Source organism: Mesorhizobium sp. M5C.F.Cr.IN.023.01.1.1 (genome assembly GCF_003997585.1).
GTDB classification, from domain to species: Bacteria; Pseudomonadota; Alphaproteobacteria; order Rhizobiales; family Rhizobiaceae; genus Mesorhizobium; species Mesorhizobium wenxiniae.
The window spans coordinates 21,006-34,086 of record NZ_RZSU01000047.1 but is presented as its reverse complement, the minus strand read 5'-3'; the positions used below and the strand labels follow the sequence as shown (position 1 = coordinate 34,086).

Sequence of the window (13,081 nt, the reverse complement as noted above, 5' to 3'; positions counted from 1 at the left end):
ACAGATTGTCAAAGGCGGGCAGGAGAAGAAGAATGGCCGAAGACAGCCCTTTCACCGTCGATGCGGACTGGTTGCAGAAGCGCCTCGGCGAGCCTGGCCTGACCATCGTCGACGCGTCCTGGTATCTGCCGGCGCAGAAGCGCGACGCGCGCGCCGAATATGACGCAGCGCACATTCCAGGCGCCAGTTTCCTGGATCAGGATGCGATCTCGGATCCCGATTCCCCACTGCCGCACACGCTGCCGTCGCCGCAGCATTTCGCCCAATATGTCGGCGCCATGGGCATTTCGGCCGACGACACCATCGTGGTCTATGACGGTCCGGGCTTCTTCTCGGCGCCGCGCGCCTGGTGGATGTTCCGTGTCATGGGGGTTTTCCAGGTCTACGTGTTGGACGGCGGCTTCGACCGCTGGAAAGCGGCTGGACGGCCGGTGACGGCGGAGCCGACGAAGATCGCGCCTTGCGTGTTTCATGCCGACTTCGATGCCGCCCGCGTCGCCAGCCTGGCCGACATGCGCCGGATCGTCGAGACCGGGAAAAGCCAGATCGCCGACGCGCGCTCGCCTGGCCGGTTTGCCGGTACCGAGCCGGAGCCTCGCGCCGGCGTCCGCTCAGGCCATATGCCCGGCGCGCACAACGTGCCGTTTTCGGCGCTTGCCGAGAACGGCGAGCTGCTGTCGGAAGACCGATTGCGCAAGGTGATCGAGGACGCCGGCATCGACCTGTCGAAGCCGGTTGTCACCTCTTGCGGCTCAGGCATCACTGCGGCGGCGATCACGCTGGCGCTCGAGACGCTTGGCCATACCGACAACAGGCTCTACGACGGTTCATGGACGGAATGGGGTGGGCTTGGCGATACGCCCGTCGTGACGGGCAAGGATCGACAGTGATGGAAAACGGAGCGCTTGAAGACATCGAGGTCACGGTGACGTTTCTCGAAATGCATGCGCCGCCGGCCTACTCGTCGCCGGTGCCGTACAACCGCCAGATCGCATTGCTGAAGACCAAGGACATTCCGCTGCATTTCTACCGCTACCTGATGGATCGGGTAGGCCGCAAATGGCACTGGGTCAACGTGCTGAGGCTGAGCGACGAGGAGCTTTCTGCAGGCATCCATCGCGAGGACCGCGACATCAGGGTGCTGTATTTCGATGGGTCGCCGGCCGGTTTCTTTGACCTAAAGCCGCATCTGCCGGAAGAAGTGGAACTTGCCTATTTCGGCATGATGGAGCACGCGACCGGCCAAGGCATCGGCCGCTGGTTCCTGGGTGCGGCGATCGCCGCCGCCTGGTCGCACGGTCCAAGGCGGGTGACGGTGCAGACCTGCACGCTCGACCATCCGGCGGCATTGCCGCTCTACCAGAAGCTCGGCTTTGCACCGGTCGCGCAAAAGAAGGAGATCGTGCATCCAATGACCTTCGCCGAGCGTGCGGCCAGTGTCATGCGGCCATGATTTTCTCCGCAAACTGAACCTATTGTTCATCAATGCTTCAGCTTGTCTTCGCCATCTTGCCGGCACCATCAATGCGGCCGAGGCCGAAGGAGAAAAGACATGCTGACTCGACGCACATTTGCTGCCGCGCTGGTTGCGGCCCTCGCCATGCCGACCCTTGCCGCCGCTCAGGCAACCACGCCTTCGGCGGCGACGATCGAGCGTCAGCTCGAGGCCGCGCCCCGCGTTAAGCTGCGCCCGAACCAGCGCGTCACCATCCGGGAATTCAAGAGGCGGCCGGACCTGCGGCGCATGGCCCGTTCGATCGATATCCAGTCGATCAATTTCGCCTTTGGCTCGGCGGCCATCTCCGAATCGCAATATGGCAAGATCGAAAACATCGCCGATGCGCTTCAGCGCATCCTGCGGCGCGACCCCGGCGCCCGCGTGCTGATCGAAGGCCATACCGACGCGGTTGGCTCCTTCCAATCGAACCAGATCCTGTCCGAACAGCGCGCCGCCTCGCTGAGGAGCACCTTGGTGCGCGAATTCGGCGTGCCGGGCTATACACTGGAAACGGTCGGCTACGGCGAGGAATTCCTGCTCGTGCAGACGCAGAACGAGAATTGGCGCAATCGCCGGGTGACGCTCCGCCGCTTCGACGACTTCATCCGCTGAGCCTGTCCGAAATCCGCATTGGCGGCCATCTGAAGGCGTCTTCTGCGCTTCCGGTGCTCACGGACCTGAATGTCCGCTCCGCTCCGGTTCTCGAAGACACCATCATCTGACTCGCCACTGCGATTTTCGAAACAGGCTCAGTCACCGCACCGGAAAAGAGCCTGACTTGAATGAGCCGCGCTCTTTACATATCGCTGTCGGTCAAAGCCTACCGCATCGGCCCGAAAATCGGGATCGATTTTCGGAAAGCACGATGCGTAGATTCAAATGTTGGAGCGTCCTTTGCGCGTCCAAAACGGAGGCGTGGCGCTCCAATGGTGATGGAGGACCAAACGATGACGGTACGGGTGGTGATGGCTGGTGCGACCGGCTGGGTAGGCAAGGCGCTGGTTCCGGCGATCGGGGCGCAAGGCGACATGGCACTGGCCGGGGCTGTGTCACGCAGCAGCGCGGGGCAGGATTCCGGCCTCCTGGTTGGCATGCCGGCCAACGGCATCACCGTTTCCGGCTCTTTGGCCGAGGCGCTGGAGGTGCCGTCGGACGTGCTGGTCGACTACACCAAGCCGCATGTGGTGAAAGACCATGCGCTGCTGGCCATAGAAAAAGGACGGCACGTTGTGATAGGCACATCGGGGCTGGGTGCGACCGATTTCGGCGAGATCGACGCTGCAGCACGCGCCAATCGTGTCGGCGTCATCGCAGCCGGCAATTTTTCAATCACCGCCACGCTGTTGAAGCGGTTTGCCCTGATGGCGGCGAAATACGTGCCGGATGTCGAGGTGATCGACTATGCGAGCGCCAAGAAACCCGACGCGCCGTCCGGCACCGCGCGCGAGCTTGCCGAAGCGCTGGCCGATGTCCGCAAGGCTTCGACCGCGCGGCCGGTCTCGGAGGTCTCGGGTGTGCCGGGAACCCGCGGTGCGGCGGTCGGTACGGGCGAGGGGGTGCAGGTGCATGCGCTCCGCCTGCCTTCTTACATCTTGTCCTGTGAGGCGCTGTTCGGCCTGCCCGACGAGCGGCTGACGATTCGTCATGATGCCGGCTCGTCCGCTGCCCCTTACGTGGCCGGCACGCTGCTCGCTATCAGGCGGGTACCGGAGATCACAGGGCTGGTGCGCGGCCTCGACGCCTTGATGGACTGATCCAAATTGGCAGGAATCGGGTGGGCGACGCTGGCGCAGCGGCGTAATTTTCGGTCGACGACACCGGAGATTTCGCGATGACCATCCAGTTCAAAGGCTTGCCCACGGAAGATGTCAGAGCCTTGCAGCGCGGCGCGCCGGACGCATATGGCCTGATACCAGAGCGGAAAATATCCGACGGTGACGGCGTGCCCTGCCGCCACTGCCTGAAGAACGTGGCCGCTGGAGAAGCCTATCTCGTCCTGGCTTACCGGCCATTCCCGAAATTGCAGCCCTACGCCGAGACCGGGCCGATCTTTCTGCATGCCGAAGAATGCGAGCGCGCTGCCAAAGCCGAGGCGCTTCCAGAAATGCTCGAAAGCGCCGACTACATCGTGCGCGGCTACGGCAGGGACGACCGCATCGTCTATGGCAGCGGCGGCGTCATTCCGACGGGCGCCATCGCGGCGCGGGCCGAAACCTTGTTCGAACGCGACGAGATCGCCTATGTGCATGTCCGCTCGGCGCGCAACAATTGCTACCAGTGCCGTATCGAGCGCGCGTGACGATTCGGGCGGTATTCATCCATCGCAGCTGTCGTACGCCTGTCGCATTGTCGCGTTACGGAATGATTGTCGATCGATTTGCCGACCGCGGATGAACCGGCGGGAAGTCTCGATATCAGAGGAAGCGGGGCTTTGGCTCCGCTTTTTTGTTGCCCGCGCTGTCCGCCCCGCATTTCTCCCGCCCAAAGAAAAAGCCCGCCGGAATGACCGGCGGGCTTTGACTGTTGTCTGGACGGTTCTAGTTGAACTTGTACTTCGCACCGATGCGGACGGTATGGAACGAAGGCGTGGAGGTGAGAGTATCGTCCGGCAGCCCAAGATCCGACGAAAAATCCTTCTCGGAGAACTGCGAATAGCGGTACTCGAGGCCGACGGTCACGTTGCTGGACATAGCCGTTTCCAGACCAGCACCCACCGAGAAGCCGCTGGAGTCCCAATCGAGGATATCGCCGATGGGTGAAGACGCGTTCAGATCGAAGTGCTGCCAGCTGTAACCACCGAGCACGTAGGCGAGGGTTGATTCGTTGACTTTCATACCGACACGGGCAAGTACATCGAAACCGTAATCAGTATCCAGATTGATCGATCCGCCCGGAAGTTCCAACTCCGAAGTCATGCCGGAGTAGCGGGCATCCACCATGACGCCTGCGACCCAGCTGCCGAAATCATGGTCGTAGCCGACGTTCAATTCGCCGAACACGCCTTCGCCACCGATCCCGTTGAACTCGAGGTCGCCAGCCGGCGGAACGTCGATCTGATGCACCGACGCGCCCGCACCAGCGGCGCCGCCGACGTAGAAGCCGGTCCAATTATAGGCAGGAGCCTCAAAAGAGGCGGACGCCTCCATTCTGGGCGCCAAAGCGATAGTTGGCAGCAACCTGGAACGTATGCCGCGACGTATCCGTGTCGAGGACGCCGTCCGGTATACCGAACTCGGAAAGAATGTTTTCAGTACCGAAGCGGGTATAGCGATATTCTGACTTGATGGTCCAGTTACTGTTGATGGCCGTTTCAACGCCAGCTCCGACGAAGTAGCCGCTCTGGTCCCAATCGAAATCAAAACCAGCGTTCGTGTCGAATTTGTATTTTTGCCAGGAATAGCCGCCAAGCACATAGCCCAAAGTGTTTGGCGTGAAGAGGTAACCAAGCCGCAAACCAGCGTCGAAACCGTAGGTCTCGCGGACCGAAGCATCGAAACCAGCAACATCGAGCGTGGTTTCAATGTTGCCGGCATGGGCATCCAGAAGTCCGCCGATCAGGAAGCGCGGCGACACCATATAGTCGTACCCAACAGTCAGTTCACCGTATACGCCTTCGCCACCAATGCCGTTGAACGAGAAGCCAGGAAGCAGATCGCTGCTGAGCTCGTGGACATTGGCGCCGGCGCCAACGCCAAAGCCGACATAGATGCCACTCCAGTTGAAGGCCGACGTCTCGACGACCGGCACAACCGCGTCGGCGGCATGAGCAACCGATCCGAGCGCCAGGACGGAAACTGCGCCAAGAAGAAGAGATTTTGCTATTCGTTTGCTGGTCATTGCCCCTACCTTTTTGAATGAACCCACCACCCGTCTAGCACCTGCCCATGCTGGCGGCTGTAACAAAAAAGCCACAGGAAAGACACATTGCAAGCAAGACGGGCAAAGCCGGTCAGCTAATCGCAAACCGTGAAATCTGCTTGTGGAAAAAGAGCCGCCGAGGGCGTCGGCGGCTCGGTAGGGAAAGGATTGAGCGGCGGGTTCAGGCTGCGAGAACGGCCTTCGGCTCGACCAACTCATAGCCGAGTGCTTCGGCCACCGCGCGGTTGGTGATCTTGCCCTTGTGGACATTCAGGCCGTTGCGCAAATGATGATCGTCGATCAGCGCCTTCAGGCCCTTGTCGGCGAGCTGCAGGCCGTAATGCAGCGTTGCGTTATTGAGCGCGTGGGCCGAAGTGACCGGCACTGCACCCGGCATATTGGCGACGCAATAGTGAATGACGCCGTCGACCTCATAGGTCGGCACGGCATGGGTTGTGGCGTGCGAAGTCTCGAAGCAGCCGCCCTGGTCGATGGCGACGTCGACCAGCACCGAACCATTCTTCATGCCCGACAGCATCTCGCGGGAAACGAGCTTCGGCGCGGCGGCACCTGGAATCAGCACGGCGCCGACGACGATGTCGGCCAAAAAACATTCCTCTTCCAGCGCCTCGACAGTCGAGTAGCGGGTGTGGACGCGGCCGGCGAAGATGTCGTCGAGCTGGCGCAGGCGCGGGATCGAGCGGTCGATGATGGTGACGTCGGCGCCGAGGCCGACCGCCATCCGGGCGGCATGCAGACCGACGACGCCGCCGCCGAGCACAGTGACCTTGCCGGGCAGCACGCCGGGCACGCCGCCGAGCAGCACGCCGCGACCGCCATTGGCCTTCTGCAGCGCGGTGGCGCCGGCCTGGATCGACAGGCGGCCGGCGACTTCCGACATCGGCGCAAGCAGCGGCAGGCCGCCGCGGTCGTCGGTGACGGTCTCGTAGGCGATGGCCGTCACGCCCGAGGCCAGCAGGCCCTTGGTCTGCTCCGGATCCGGCGCGAGATGGAGATAGGTGTAGAGGATCTGGCCGTCACGGAGCTGAACCCATTCGTCGGGTTGCGGCTCCTTGACCTTGACGATCATGTCGGACTTGGCAAACACGTCGGCGGCCGTCTTGGCGATGGTGGCGCCGGCTGCGCGATAGGCGTTGTCGTCGGCGCCGATGCCGGCGCCGGCGCCGGTCTCGACCAGCACTTCGTGGCCATGCGCGACATATTCGCGGACCGAGCCCGGCGTCAGGCCGACGCGGTATTCGTGGTTCTTGATTTCCCGGGGGCAGCCGACGCGCATCTTCTTCTCCTCCTGATCCGGCCCTTTTGAGGCACGATCCCTGTTTAGAGATAGTGAACCACGAATCGTCCCGTAAGTGTTTGCGAATGCGCTTGCGCAGAAGGGCACGGCTCGATAATCGTTGCGCAAAATAGCTGGATTGTCGCAGGAATCCCGAACAATGCCGCTCGACAGGATCGATATCGCCATTCTTGAAACGTTGCAGAAGGATGGACGGATACCCAACGCGGCGCTTGCCGAGAAAGTCGGCCTGTCGCAGTCGGCCTGCTCGCGGCGGCTGGACAATCTGGAGAAATCCGGAACCATCCGCGGTTATCACGCCCGGCTTTCCAATGCCGCTCTTGGCCACCAGATGACGGCGATCGTGCATATATCGCTGTCGGGGCAATTCGAGAAGACGCTGTCGGATTTCGAGGCGGCGATAAAGCGCTGCCCGAATGTCCTGTCCTGCCACCTGATGTCGGGCGAGTACGATTATATCCTGCGCATCGCGGCAAAAGACCTCGTCGACTATGAGCGCATCCATAAGGAATGGCTGTCGGCGATGCCGCATGTGACGAAGATCAATTCATCCTTCGCCTTGCGCGAGATCGTCGACCGGACGGCGGTGGGGATGAAGCCGGAACTGGCCTAGGCCTTGAATGCCTCCGTCACCACCCGGTTCATCGGGATGTCATGCGGCTGCGGGTAGATGGTGGCGATGCGCTGCAGTTCGTAGCCGACACCGATGACCAGCGGCTTGAACGGCATCGCCGCCAGTGTGCGGTCGAAGAAGCCACCGCCATAGCCCAGCCGGTACTGTCCCGGATCGATGCCGACGATCGGCGAAATGACGATGTCGGGCAGCATCGGGTCGCCTTCAGCAGGGATCGGGATGTTCCAGACGCCCTTCTCCAGCCGGTCGCCCGGTGCGTAAGCGCGAAAGACAAGCGGCTGGCCTTTCTCGACGACAACAGGCAGCGCGGTACGGCCGCCGCGCTCATTGACGGAAGCCATCCATGGGCGCAGATCCGGCTCGCCGCGGAACGGCCAGTAGAGGCTGACCATGCGGCCGGCGATGTCGCCGATCACCGCGTCGAGGCTTTCGCTGATGCGCTGCGACATTGCCGTCCGCGCGTCAGCCGAGACAGCGAGGCGCGCCGCAATCAGCCGCTCGCGCTCGGCCTTGCGCCATCGTTTCACGTCGTTCCAATCGGATAGGGGCATCCGGAATTCCGGGTCGAGCTCATGCATGAAGCAAGGCGGCGAGGAATATTGCCCCGGACCGTTGTCGTCATGATCGCTAGCCAAGTTCACCCCTGTCGTGCTGTTTCGATGAAGTTATACCCCGCCGTCGGGATGCGACATGCGCATTCACGACATCTTACGGCGGACAAGTTGGCAAAGCCGGATATTGTTGCAGCGCACAAAATACCTACATCAGCCTTGGTGAACTACTCTCCAGCTTGCTCTCCAGGGTAAAGAAAATGAATGAAACCGGCCATCATGTCGTCGTCGTCGGGGCCGGGTTTGGAGGGCTCGAATTCACCCGCGCGCTTGACGGTGCGCCGGTGCGCATCACCATGATAGACAAGCGCAACCATCATCTCTTCCAGCCGCTGCTTTACCAGGTGGCGACCACGGCGCTGGCGACCTCGGAAGTCGCCTGGCCAATCCGCCATCTCCTGCGCAAGCGCAAGGACGTGACGACGCTGCTCGCCACCGTCACCGGCGTCGACCGCATCGGCAAACGCGTGCTGTTCGATGATGGCGGCGCGGTCGCCTACGACACGCTGCTGCTGGCCACCGGCGCCCGCCATGCCTATTTCGGCCATGACGAATGGGAGCCTTTCGCACCGGGGCTGAAGACGCTGGAGGACGCCACCACCATTCGGCGGCGCATTCTGCTCGCCTTCGAGCAGGCTGAGCGGGAGACCGATCCCGCCAAGCGCCAAGCGCTGCTGACGCTGGTAATTGTTGGTGGCGGACCGACCGGCGTGGAACTGGCCGGCACCATTGTTGAACTGGCGCACGACATGCTGCATGGCGAGTTCCGCAACTTCGATACGCGGCAGACGCGCGTGGTGCTGATCGAGGCCGGTGACCGCATCCTTCCCAATTTCGCGCCGGAACTCTCCGACTATGCCAGCAAGGCGCTCGAGCGGCTCGGGGTGACGGTCGAACTCGGTCGGCCTGTTACACGCTGCGACGCCGAGGGTGTCGTCTTCGGCGACACGCAGCTGCCGGCCAGGACCGTCCTGTGGGCAGCAGGCGTTGCGGCTTCGCCGGCCGCCGAATGGCTGGGAGCCGCAGCGGACCGCGCGGGCAGGGTGCTGGTCGAACCCGACCTGACCGTGCCGGGCAGCCCGGAGATTTTCGTCGTCGGTGACGCTGCACACGTCCTGCGTCCAGATGGCCGCATGGTCCCCGGCGTAGCACCCGCCGCCAAGCAGCAGGGCCGGCATGTCGCCGCGACGATCAAGGCCCGGCTGGCCGGCGACGCAACCCCGCGCCCTTTTCGCTACAAGCATGACGGCGATCTGGCGACGATCGGCAAGCGCGCTGCCGCGATCGATTTCGGCTGGATCAAGCTCACCGGCCGGCTGGCCTGGTGGCTGTGGGGCCTTGCGCACATCTATTTCCTGATCGGCTTCCGTAACCGGCTTGCGGTTTCGCTGAGCTGGCTATGGATTTACGTGACAGGTCAGCGCAGCGCGCGGCTGATCACCCAAGGCGACGACTACAGGAACTGACGTCTCCGCCCGCGCACATTCATCCGCACGTCATCTCTTTCTGATGGACTCGCCTTGCTTCGAGCAGGACTTGGCACGCGGTTGAAGGCTGGCACGTCGTTGAAGCCTGTTATGTCGTCGAACAGGAGAAAACATTGAGCCCTGTAAACCACCTGGCGGACATCGATGTAGCCAATCTTTCATGCCATCAAAGGGAACTTCAAGAGCCAAGGCAAGCGAACACGGATCAATGGATAGATTTTGGGGGAGGGCGCTGCTCAACGCCGGAATCACTATGGTTGCAGCCACCCAGATGCAGTAGTTTCACGCATGCGTTATGTCATCGTCATCTGCGCCGTCACGTTCTTCCTGATCTGGGACGGACTCTACAATCAGGGCCGGTATCTCGACACCACGGTCGGGGAGATAACGCGCATCGTCCGCTACATCACCAGTATGGTGTAGGTTTCTTTCCCCGCCCAACGCGTTGTCGCCGCGACATCGTTGCCGGTTGACGCGAGCGTTTTGCCCACACAAAACACGCTTGCACATCGATCGAGGAGGCTGGGGTTGATCCGGCATATCGTTTTCTTCAGCGCGCGGCACAAAGAGGATGTCGAGGCCGTACGCACGGGCTTGCTGGCGCTGGGCAACATCCCCCATTCCCGCCGTTTCGAGGTGACGCTCAACACCAAGGTTGACCCGCTTTCGGACGAGATCGACGTGGTCGTTTATGCCGAGTTCGAGGATGATGCCGCTCTGGCCGCCTACAAGGCGCATCCGCTCTATTCCGAGACGACCAGCCAGGTCAAACCGCTGCGCGAATTGCGATATTCGGCGGATGTTGTGGCTGCAACCTGAAGAGAAATTGACCGAAGCAGGAGCAACATTACTCTGTCTGAGCGGCGGTCGGTTCGGTCGGATCGGCGCCCGGCCGCTTTGGCGCGTCCCAGACCAGCATGGCGAGAACAGCCATCGCGACGACCGCTGCCGTTATGAACAGGATCTTTCTCATTTGGGTGACGTAGGTTGGTTTCCGGCAGCGGCAAGTATTCCGGAGGCTCGCATAATGCGGCCACGATAGGCCGCCCGGATCTTTGCGGCGTCAGGTGAGGCTCTTGAACCAAATTCCGGAATGATGCACACCGCGCCGGCATGACCGAGACGATGACAGCAGGCCCTTGTCCGCCAGGCCCTTATCCGCTTGACCATCTTGTACTGCCGACCGCGAGCCTCGACGTGGCGCGGGCGCGGCTGGTTTCGCTTGGCTTTGTCGTGGCGCCGACCGGCATCCATCCTTTCGGGACGGAAAACTGCTGCGTCTTCCTTGAGGACGGCACCTATCTCGAGCCGCTGGCGGTGGGCAACGGGCAAGCGGTGGCGAAAGCGATCGCGGACGGCAACGTCTTCGTCGCGCGCGATCGTGCCTATCGCGACAGGTGCGGCAGTGAGGGATTTTCCGCCCTTGTCTTGGGCACCGAAAATGCGGATGCCGATCACGCGCGCTACATCGAAGCCGGCCTGTCTGCCGGAGACATGCTGGGCTTTTCGCGCGCCTTCACCGACGCGGCGGGAAAGAGCGACATGGCATCGTTCAAACTGGCCTTCGCCTCCGGCACCGGGGCGACGGACGCATTCCTGTTCGCCTGTGAGCGGATCAATGCGCCGAAAGTAGACCGCACCGCGTTGCAGATCCACCCCAACGGCGCAACCGGCATCATCGAAGTCGTGGCGGTCAGCAACGAGCCATCCAAACAGCACCGATTGATTTCGATCGCGACGCGCAGTCCGGAGACTGGACAGGGGAGCAGCACTGCGTTTGGCCTGCCGAACGCAACCTTGACCCTGCTTGACCCCGTCGCTTTCGAGACGCGCTTCGGCATACCTGCCGGCGCGCCATCGGAACTCCGCTTTGCGGGGATCGTCTTTTCAGTTCTTTCCGCAGGCACGGTCGCCAAGCTGCTTGCAGCCAGTACCGTCGAACACGACATACGCGGCAATGATATTGTCGTGCGGCCGGCATCCGGGCAGGGTGCGACCTTCATTTTCCGGGAGATAGCATGAGCAAGCCCAATTCGTCAGTAACCGTCGGCAATGTCGTCTTCGGCAACACCGCGCCGCTGTCGCTGATTGCCGGCCCGTGCCAGCTTGAGTCACGCCAGCACGCCTTCGACATGGCTGGCGCGCTGAAGGAACTGACTGAGAAGCTGGGGCTGGGCCTCGTCTACAAGACCAGTTACGATAAGGCCAACCGCACCTCGCTTGGCGGCACGCGCGGCGCTGGCCTCGATGCGGCGCTGCCCGTCTTCGACGATTTGCGCAAGGCGTTTTCGCTGCCGATCCTGACCGATATCCACACCGAGGAACAGTGCGCTCTCGTGGCGCCGCATGTCGATATCCTGCAGATCCCGGCTTTCCTCAGCCGCCAGACCGATCTGCTGATCGCGGCGGCAAGAACCGGCAAGGTCGTCAACGTGAAGAAGGGCCAGTTCCTCGCACCGTGGGACATGAAGAACGTTGTCGCCAAGATCACCGGTTCCGGAAACGCCAACGTGCTGGTCACCGAGCGCGGCGTGTCTTTCGGCTACAACACGCTGGTGTCCGATATGCGCGCCCTGCCGATCATGGCCGAGTTCGGCGCGCCGGTGATTTTCGACGCCACCCATTCGGTGCAGCAGCCGGGCGGGCAGGGCGGCTCCTCGGGTGGCGATCGGCGCTTCGTCGAGACGCTGGCGCGCGCTGCGGTTGCGGTCGGTGTCGCCGGCGTCTTTATCGAGACGCATCAGGATCCCGACAACGCCCCCTCCGATGGTCCCAACATGGTGCCGCTGAAGGACCTTCGGGCGCTGCTTGAAAGGCTGATGGCATTCGATCGCGTCGCCAAGGGCTGAGCAAGTTTAGGGCTCCGGCCCTAAGTCCCGACCCCTAAACTTGTAGTCAACAGGTGCCGGTTGTACGCTGCCCAGGCACCGAGTGCCTGGAGGAGGAAGCCATGTCCGTCGCCCGCGTCACCGAAATCACATCATCGTCGAATAAGAGCTTTCAGGACGCCATCGAAGTGGGGATTGCGCGCGCCGCAAAAACCCTAAAGAACGTCGAAGGCGCCTGGATCCAGGACCAGAAGGTCGTCGTCGAGGACGGAAAGATCTCCGCCTACCGCGTCAACATGAAGGTCACCTTCATCCTCGCTGAGTGACCGATCGATTAGCGTCGAAAAGTCTGGAACCTTCATCCGCGCCCCTCATTGTCAGGCATAGCGTCAACGACAACGAGGAGTACACAATGACAACCCAGACAGGACACACTGAAGCCATCGCTGCCTCGCGGGTCATCGGCACATCCGTCTACAACACGGAAGGCACGCACATCGGCGACATCGAGGATGTCATGCTCGACAAGTTGTCGAATGGAATCATGTTCGCCGTGATCGGCTTTGGCGGATTTCTCGGCATCGGCGAGAAGTACCACGCCATTCCGTGGGCGAGCCTCGACTATGACGAGGACAAGGGCGGCTACGTCGTGCCGTTCACGAAGGAGCAACTGAAGGCTGCTCCCGCCTATTCGATCAACGAATTGACGGGCGCCGACGGCGAGGCCGCGCGTGATGCTTCATACAGTTACTACAAGGTCGAGCCTTATTGGCATTGACCTTGCTCTGCCGGAATCAAAAAGGCCCCCGGTTGGACCGGGGGCCTTTTTGCGGGATATCTACTCCGC

Annotated in this window: 16 protein-coding genes and 1 pseudogene; 13 read left to right on the top strand and 4 right to left on the bottom strand. The window is 62.0% G+C overall.

Annotation, left to right across the window (positions count from 1 at the left end):
• The first annotated feature begins 32 nt into the window (after positions 1-32).
• From sseA to EOA78_RS19340, 5 genes are all read left to right on the top strand, one after another.
• Positions 33-890, top strand: a complete 858-nt coding sequence (gene sseA / locus EOA78_RS19360; protein WP_127316515.1) for a 3-mercaptopyruvate sulfurtransferase — start codon at positions 33-35, stop codon at positions 888-890.
• Positions 890-1,453, top strand: coding sequence for a GNAT family N-acetyltransferase (locus EOA78_RS19355; RefSeq protein WP_127316514.1), 564 nt, complete (start codon positions 890-892; stop codon positions 1,451-1,453). Before sseA ends, EOA78_RS19355 begins: the two co-directional genes overlap by 1 nt.
• Positions 1,454-1,552: 99 nt before the next feature.
• Positions 1,553-2,110: an OmpA family protein gene (locus EOA78_RS19350; protein ID WP_127316513.1), complete on the top strand. Its 558-nt coding sequence runs from the start codon at positions 1,553-1,555 to the stop codon at positions 2,108-2,110.
• Positions 2,111-2,445: 335 nt separating this feature from the next.
• Complete coding sequence (gene dapB, locus EOA78_RS19345; protein WP_127316512.1) at positions 2,446-3,252, top strand: 4-hydroxy-tetrahydrodipicolinate reductase; 807 nt, start codon at positions 2,446-2,448, stop codon at positions 3,250-3,252.
• A gap of 77 nt (positions 3,253-3,329) precedes the next feature.
• Positions 3,330-3,797 (top strand): DUF1203 domain-containing protein, encoded by a 468-nt coding sequence (locus tag EOA78_RS19340; RefSeq protein WP_127316511.1) that lies wholly within the window; start codon positions 3,330-3,332, stop codon positions 3,795-3,797.
• 238 nt (positions 3,798-4,035) lie between these two features.
• Here EOA78_RS19340 and EOA78_RS19335 read toward each other — a convergent pair.
• Both EOA78_RS19335 and ald read right to left on the bottom strand, forming a co-directional pair.
• Positions 4,036-5,335 (bottom strand): annotated as a pseudogene (locus EOA78_RS19335) (outer membrane beta-barrel protein).
• A gap of 202 nt (positions 5,336-5,537) precedes the next feature.
• Complete coding sequence (gene ald, locus EOA78_RS19330; RefSeq protein WP_127316510.1) at positions 5,538-6,653, bottom strand: alanine dehydrogenase; 1,116 nt, start codon at positions 6,651-6,653, stop codon at positions 5,538-5,540.
• 160 nt (positions 6,654-6,813) lie between these two features.
• Between ald and EOA78_RS19325 the strand changes: the two genes are divergently transcribed.
• The gene (locus EOA78_RS19325) at positions 6,814-7,287 is read left to right on the top strand and encodes an Lrp/AsnC family transcriptional regulator (protein WP_023675099.1); all 474 of its coding nucleotides are present in this window, start codon (positions 6,814-6,816) and stop codon (positions 7,285-7,287) included.
• Here the strand turns inward: EOA78_RS19325 and EOA78_RS19320 are convergent.
• Positions 7,284-7,943, bottom strand: coding sequence for a 5-formyltetrahydrofolate cyclo-ligase (locus tag EOA78_RS19320; RefSeq protein ID WP_127316509.1), 660 nt, complete (start codon positions 7,941-7,943; stop codon positions 7,284-7,286). The two genes, EOA78_RS19325 and EOA78_RS19320, sit on opposite strands and share 4 nt — an antisense overlap.
• Before the next feature lie 176 nt (positions 7,944-8,119).
• On the opposite strand from EOA78_RS19320, the gene EOA78_RS19315 reads away from it, so the two are divergent.
• From EOA78_RS19315 to EOA78_RS19310, 3 genes are all read left to right on the top strand, one after another.
• A complete protein-coding gene (locus EOA78_RS19315) occupies positions 8,120-9,385 on the top strand; it encodes an NAD(P)/FAD-dependent oxidoreductase (RefSeq protein ID WP_127316508.1) in 1,266 nt (421 codons plus the stop codon).
• Positions 9,386-9,694: 309 nt separating this feature from the next.
• A complete protein-coding gene (locus EOA78_RS37740; protein ID WP_277569091.1) occupies positions 9,695-9,829 on the top strand; it encodes a hypothetical protein in 135 nt (44 codons plus the stop codon).
• 105 nt (positions 9,830-9,934) lie between these two features.
• On the top strand, positions 9,935-10,225 hold the full coding sequence (locus EOA78_RS19310; RefSeq protein ID WP_127316507.1) for a Dabb family protein: 291 nt from the start codon (positions 9,935-9,937) through the stop codon (positions 10,223-10,225).
• 28 nt (positions 10,226-10,253) lie between these two features.
• Here EOA78_RS19310 and EOA78_RS37735 read toward each other — a convergent pair whose 3' ends face one another.
• Positions 10,254-10,379, bottom strand: coding sequence for a hypothetical protein (locus EOA78_RS37735; RefSeq protein ID WP_281034054.1), 126 nt, complete (start codon positions 10,377-10,379; stop codon positions 10,254-10,256).
• A gap of 140 nt (positions 10,380-10,519) precedes the next feature.
• Between EOA78_RS37735 and EOA78_RS19305 the strand changes: the two genes are divergently transcribed.
• From EOA78_RS19305 to EOA78_RS19290, 4 genes are all read left to right on the top strand, one after another.
• A complete protein-coding gene (locus tag EOA78_RS19305) occupies positions 10,520-11,428 on the top strand; it encodes a VOC family protein (RefSeq protein WP_127316506.1) in 909 nt (302 codons plus the stop codon).
• Positions 11,425-12,255, top strand: a complete 831-nt coding sequence (kdsA, locus tag EOA78_RS19300) for a 3-deoxy-8-phosphooctulonate synthase (protein WP_127316505.1) — start codon at positions 11,425-11,427, stop codon at positions 12,253-12,255. Before EOA78_RS19305 ends, kdsA begins: the two co-directional genes overlap by 4 nt.
• A gap of 101 nt (positions 12,256-12,356) precedes the next feature.
• On the top strand, positions 12,357-12,560 hold the full coding sequence (locus EOA78_RS19295) for a dodecin family protein (protein ID WP_029352316.1): 204 nt from the start codon (positions 12,357-12,359) through the stop codon (positions 12,558-12,560).
• An 86-nt stretch (positions 12,561-12,646) separates the two neighbouring features.
• On the top strand, positions 12,647-13,012 hold the full coding sequence (locus EOA78_RS19290) for a PRC-barrel domain-containing protein (RefSeq protein WP_029352317.1): 366 nt from the start codon (positions 12,647-12,649) through the stop codon (positions 13,010-13,012).
• Positions 13,013-13,081 lie beyond the last annotated feature (69 nt).

What these genes read in the sequence shown, in the direction of transcription:
- dapB (WP_127316512.1), top strand. Translation starts at nt 2,446, where the DNA reads ATGACGGTACGGGTGGTGATGGCTGGTGCGACCGGCTGGGTAGGCAAG.
- EOA78_RS19315 (WP_127316508.1), top strand. Translation starts at nt 8,120, where the DNA reads ATGAATGAAACCGGCCATCATGTCGTCGTCGTCGGGGCCGGGTTTGGA.
- EOA78_RS19290 (WP_029352317.1), top strand. Translation starts at nt 12,647, where the DNA reads ATGACAACCCAGACAGGACACACTGAAGCCATCGCTGCCTCGCGGGTC.
- ald (WP_127316510.1), bottom strand. Translation starts at nt 6,653, where the DNA reads ATGCGCGTCGGCTGCCCCCGGGAAATCAAGAACCACGAATACCGCGTC.
- kdsA (WP_127316505.1), top strand. Translation starts at nt 11,425, where the DNA reads ATGAGCAAGCCCAATTCGTCAGTAACCGTCGGCAATGTCGTCTTCGGC.
- EOA78_RS37740 (WP_277569091.1), top strand. Translation starts at nt 9,695, where the DNA reads ATGCGTTATGTCATCGTCATCTGCGCCGTCACGTTCTTCCTGATCTGG.
- EOA78_RS19355 (WP_127316514.1), top strand. Translation starts at nt 890, where the DNA reads ATGGAAAACGGAGCGCTTGAAGACATCGAGGTCACGGTGACGTTTCTC.
- EOA78_RS37735 (WP_281034054.1), bottom strand. Translation starts at nt 10,379, where the DNA reads ATGAGAAAGATCCTGTTCATAACGGCAGCGGTCGTCGCGATGGCTGTT.
- EOA78_RS19295 (WP_029352316.1), top strand. Translation starts at nt 12,357, where the DNA reads ATGTCCGTCGCCCGCGTCACCGAAATCACATCATCGTCGAATAAGAGC.
- EOA78_RS19350 (WP_127316513.1), top strand. Translation starts at nt 1,553, where the DNA reads ATGCTGACTCGACGCACATTTGCTGCCGCGCTGGTTGCGGCCCTCGCC.
- EOA78_RS19340 (WP_127316511.1), top strand. Translation starts at nt 3,330, where the DNA reads ATGACCATCCAGTTCAAAGGCTTGCCCACGGAAGATGTCAGAGCCTTG.
- EOA78_RS19305 (WP_127316506.1), top strand. Translation starts at nt 10,520, where the DNA reads ATGACCGAGACGATGACAGCAGGCCCTTGTCCGCCAGGCCCTTATCCG.
- EOA78_RS19325 (WP_023675099.1), top strand. Translation starts at nt 6,814, where the DNA reads ATGCCGCTCGACAGGATCGATATCGCCATTCTTGAAACGTTGCAGAAG.
- sseA (WP_127316515.1), top strand. Translation starts at nt 33, where the DNA reads ATGGCCGAAGACAGCCCTTTCACCGTCGATGCGGACTGGTTGCAGAAG.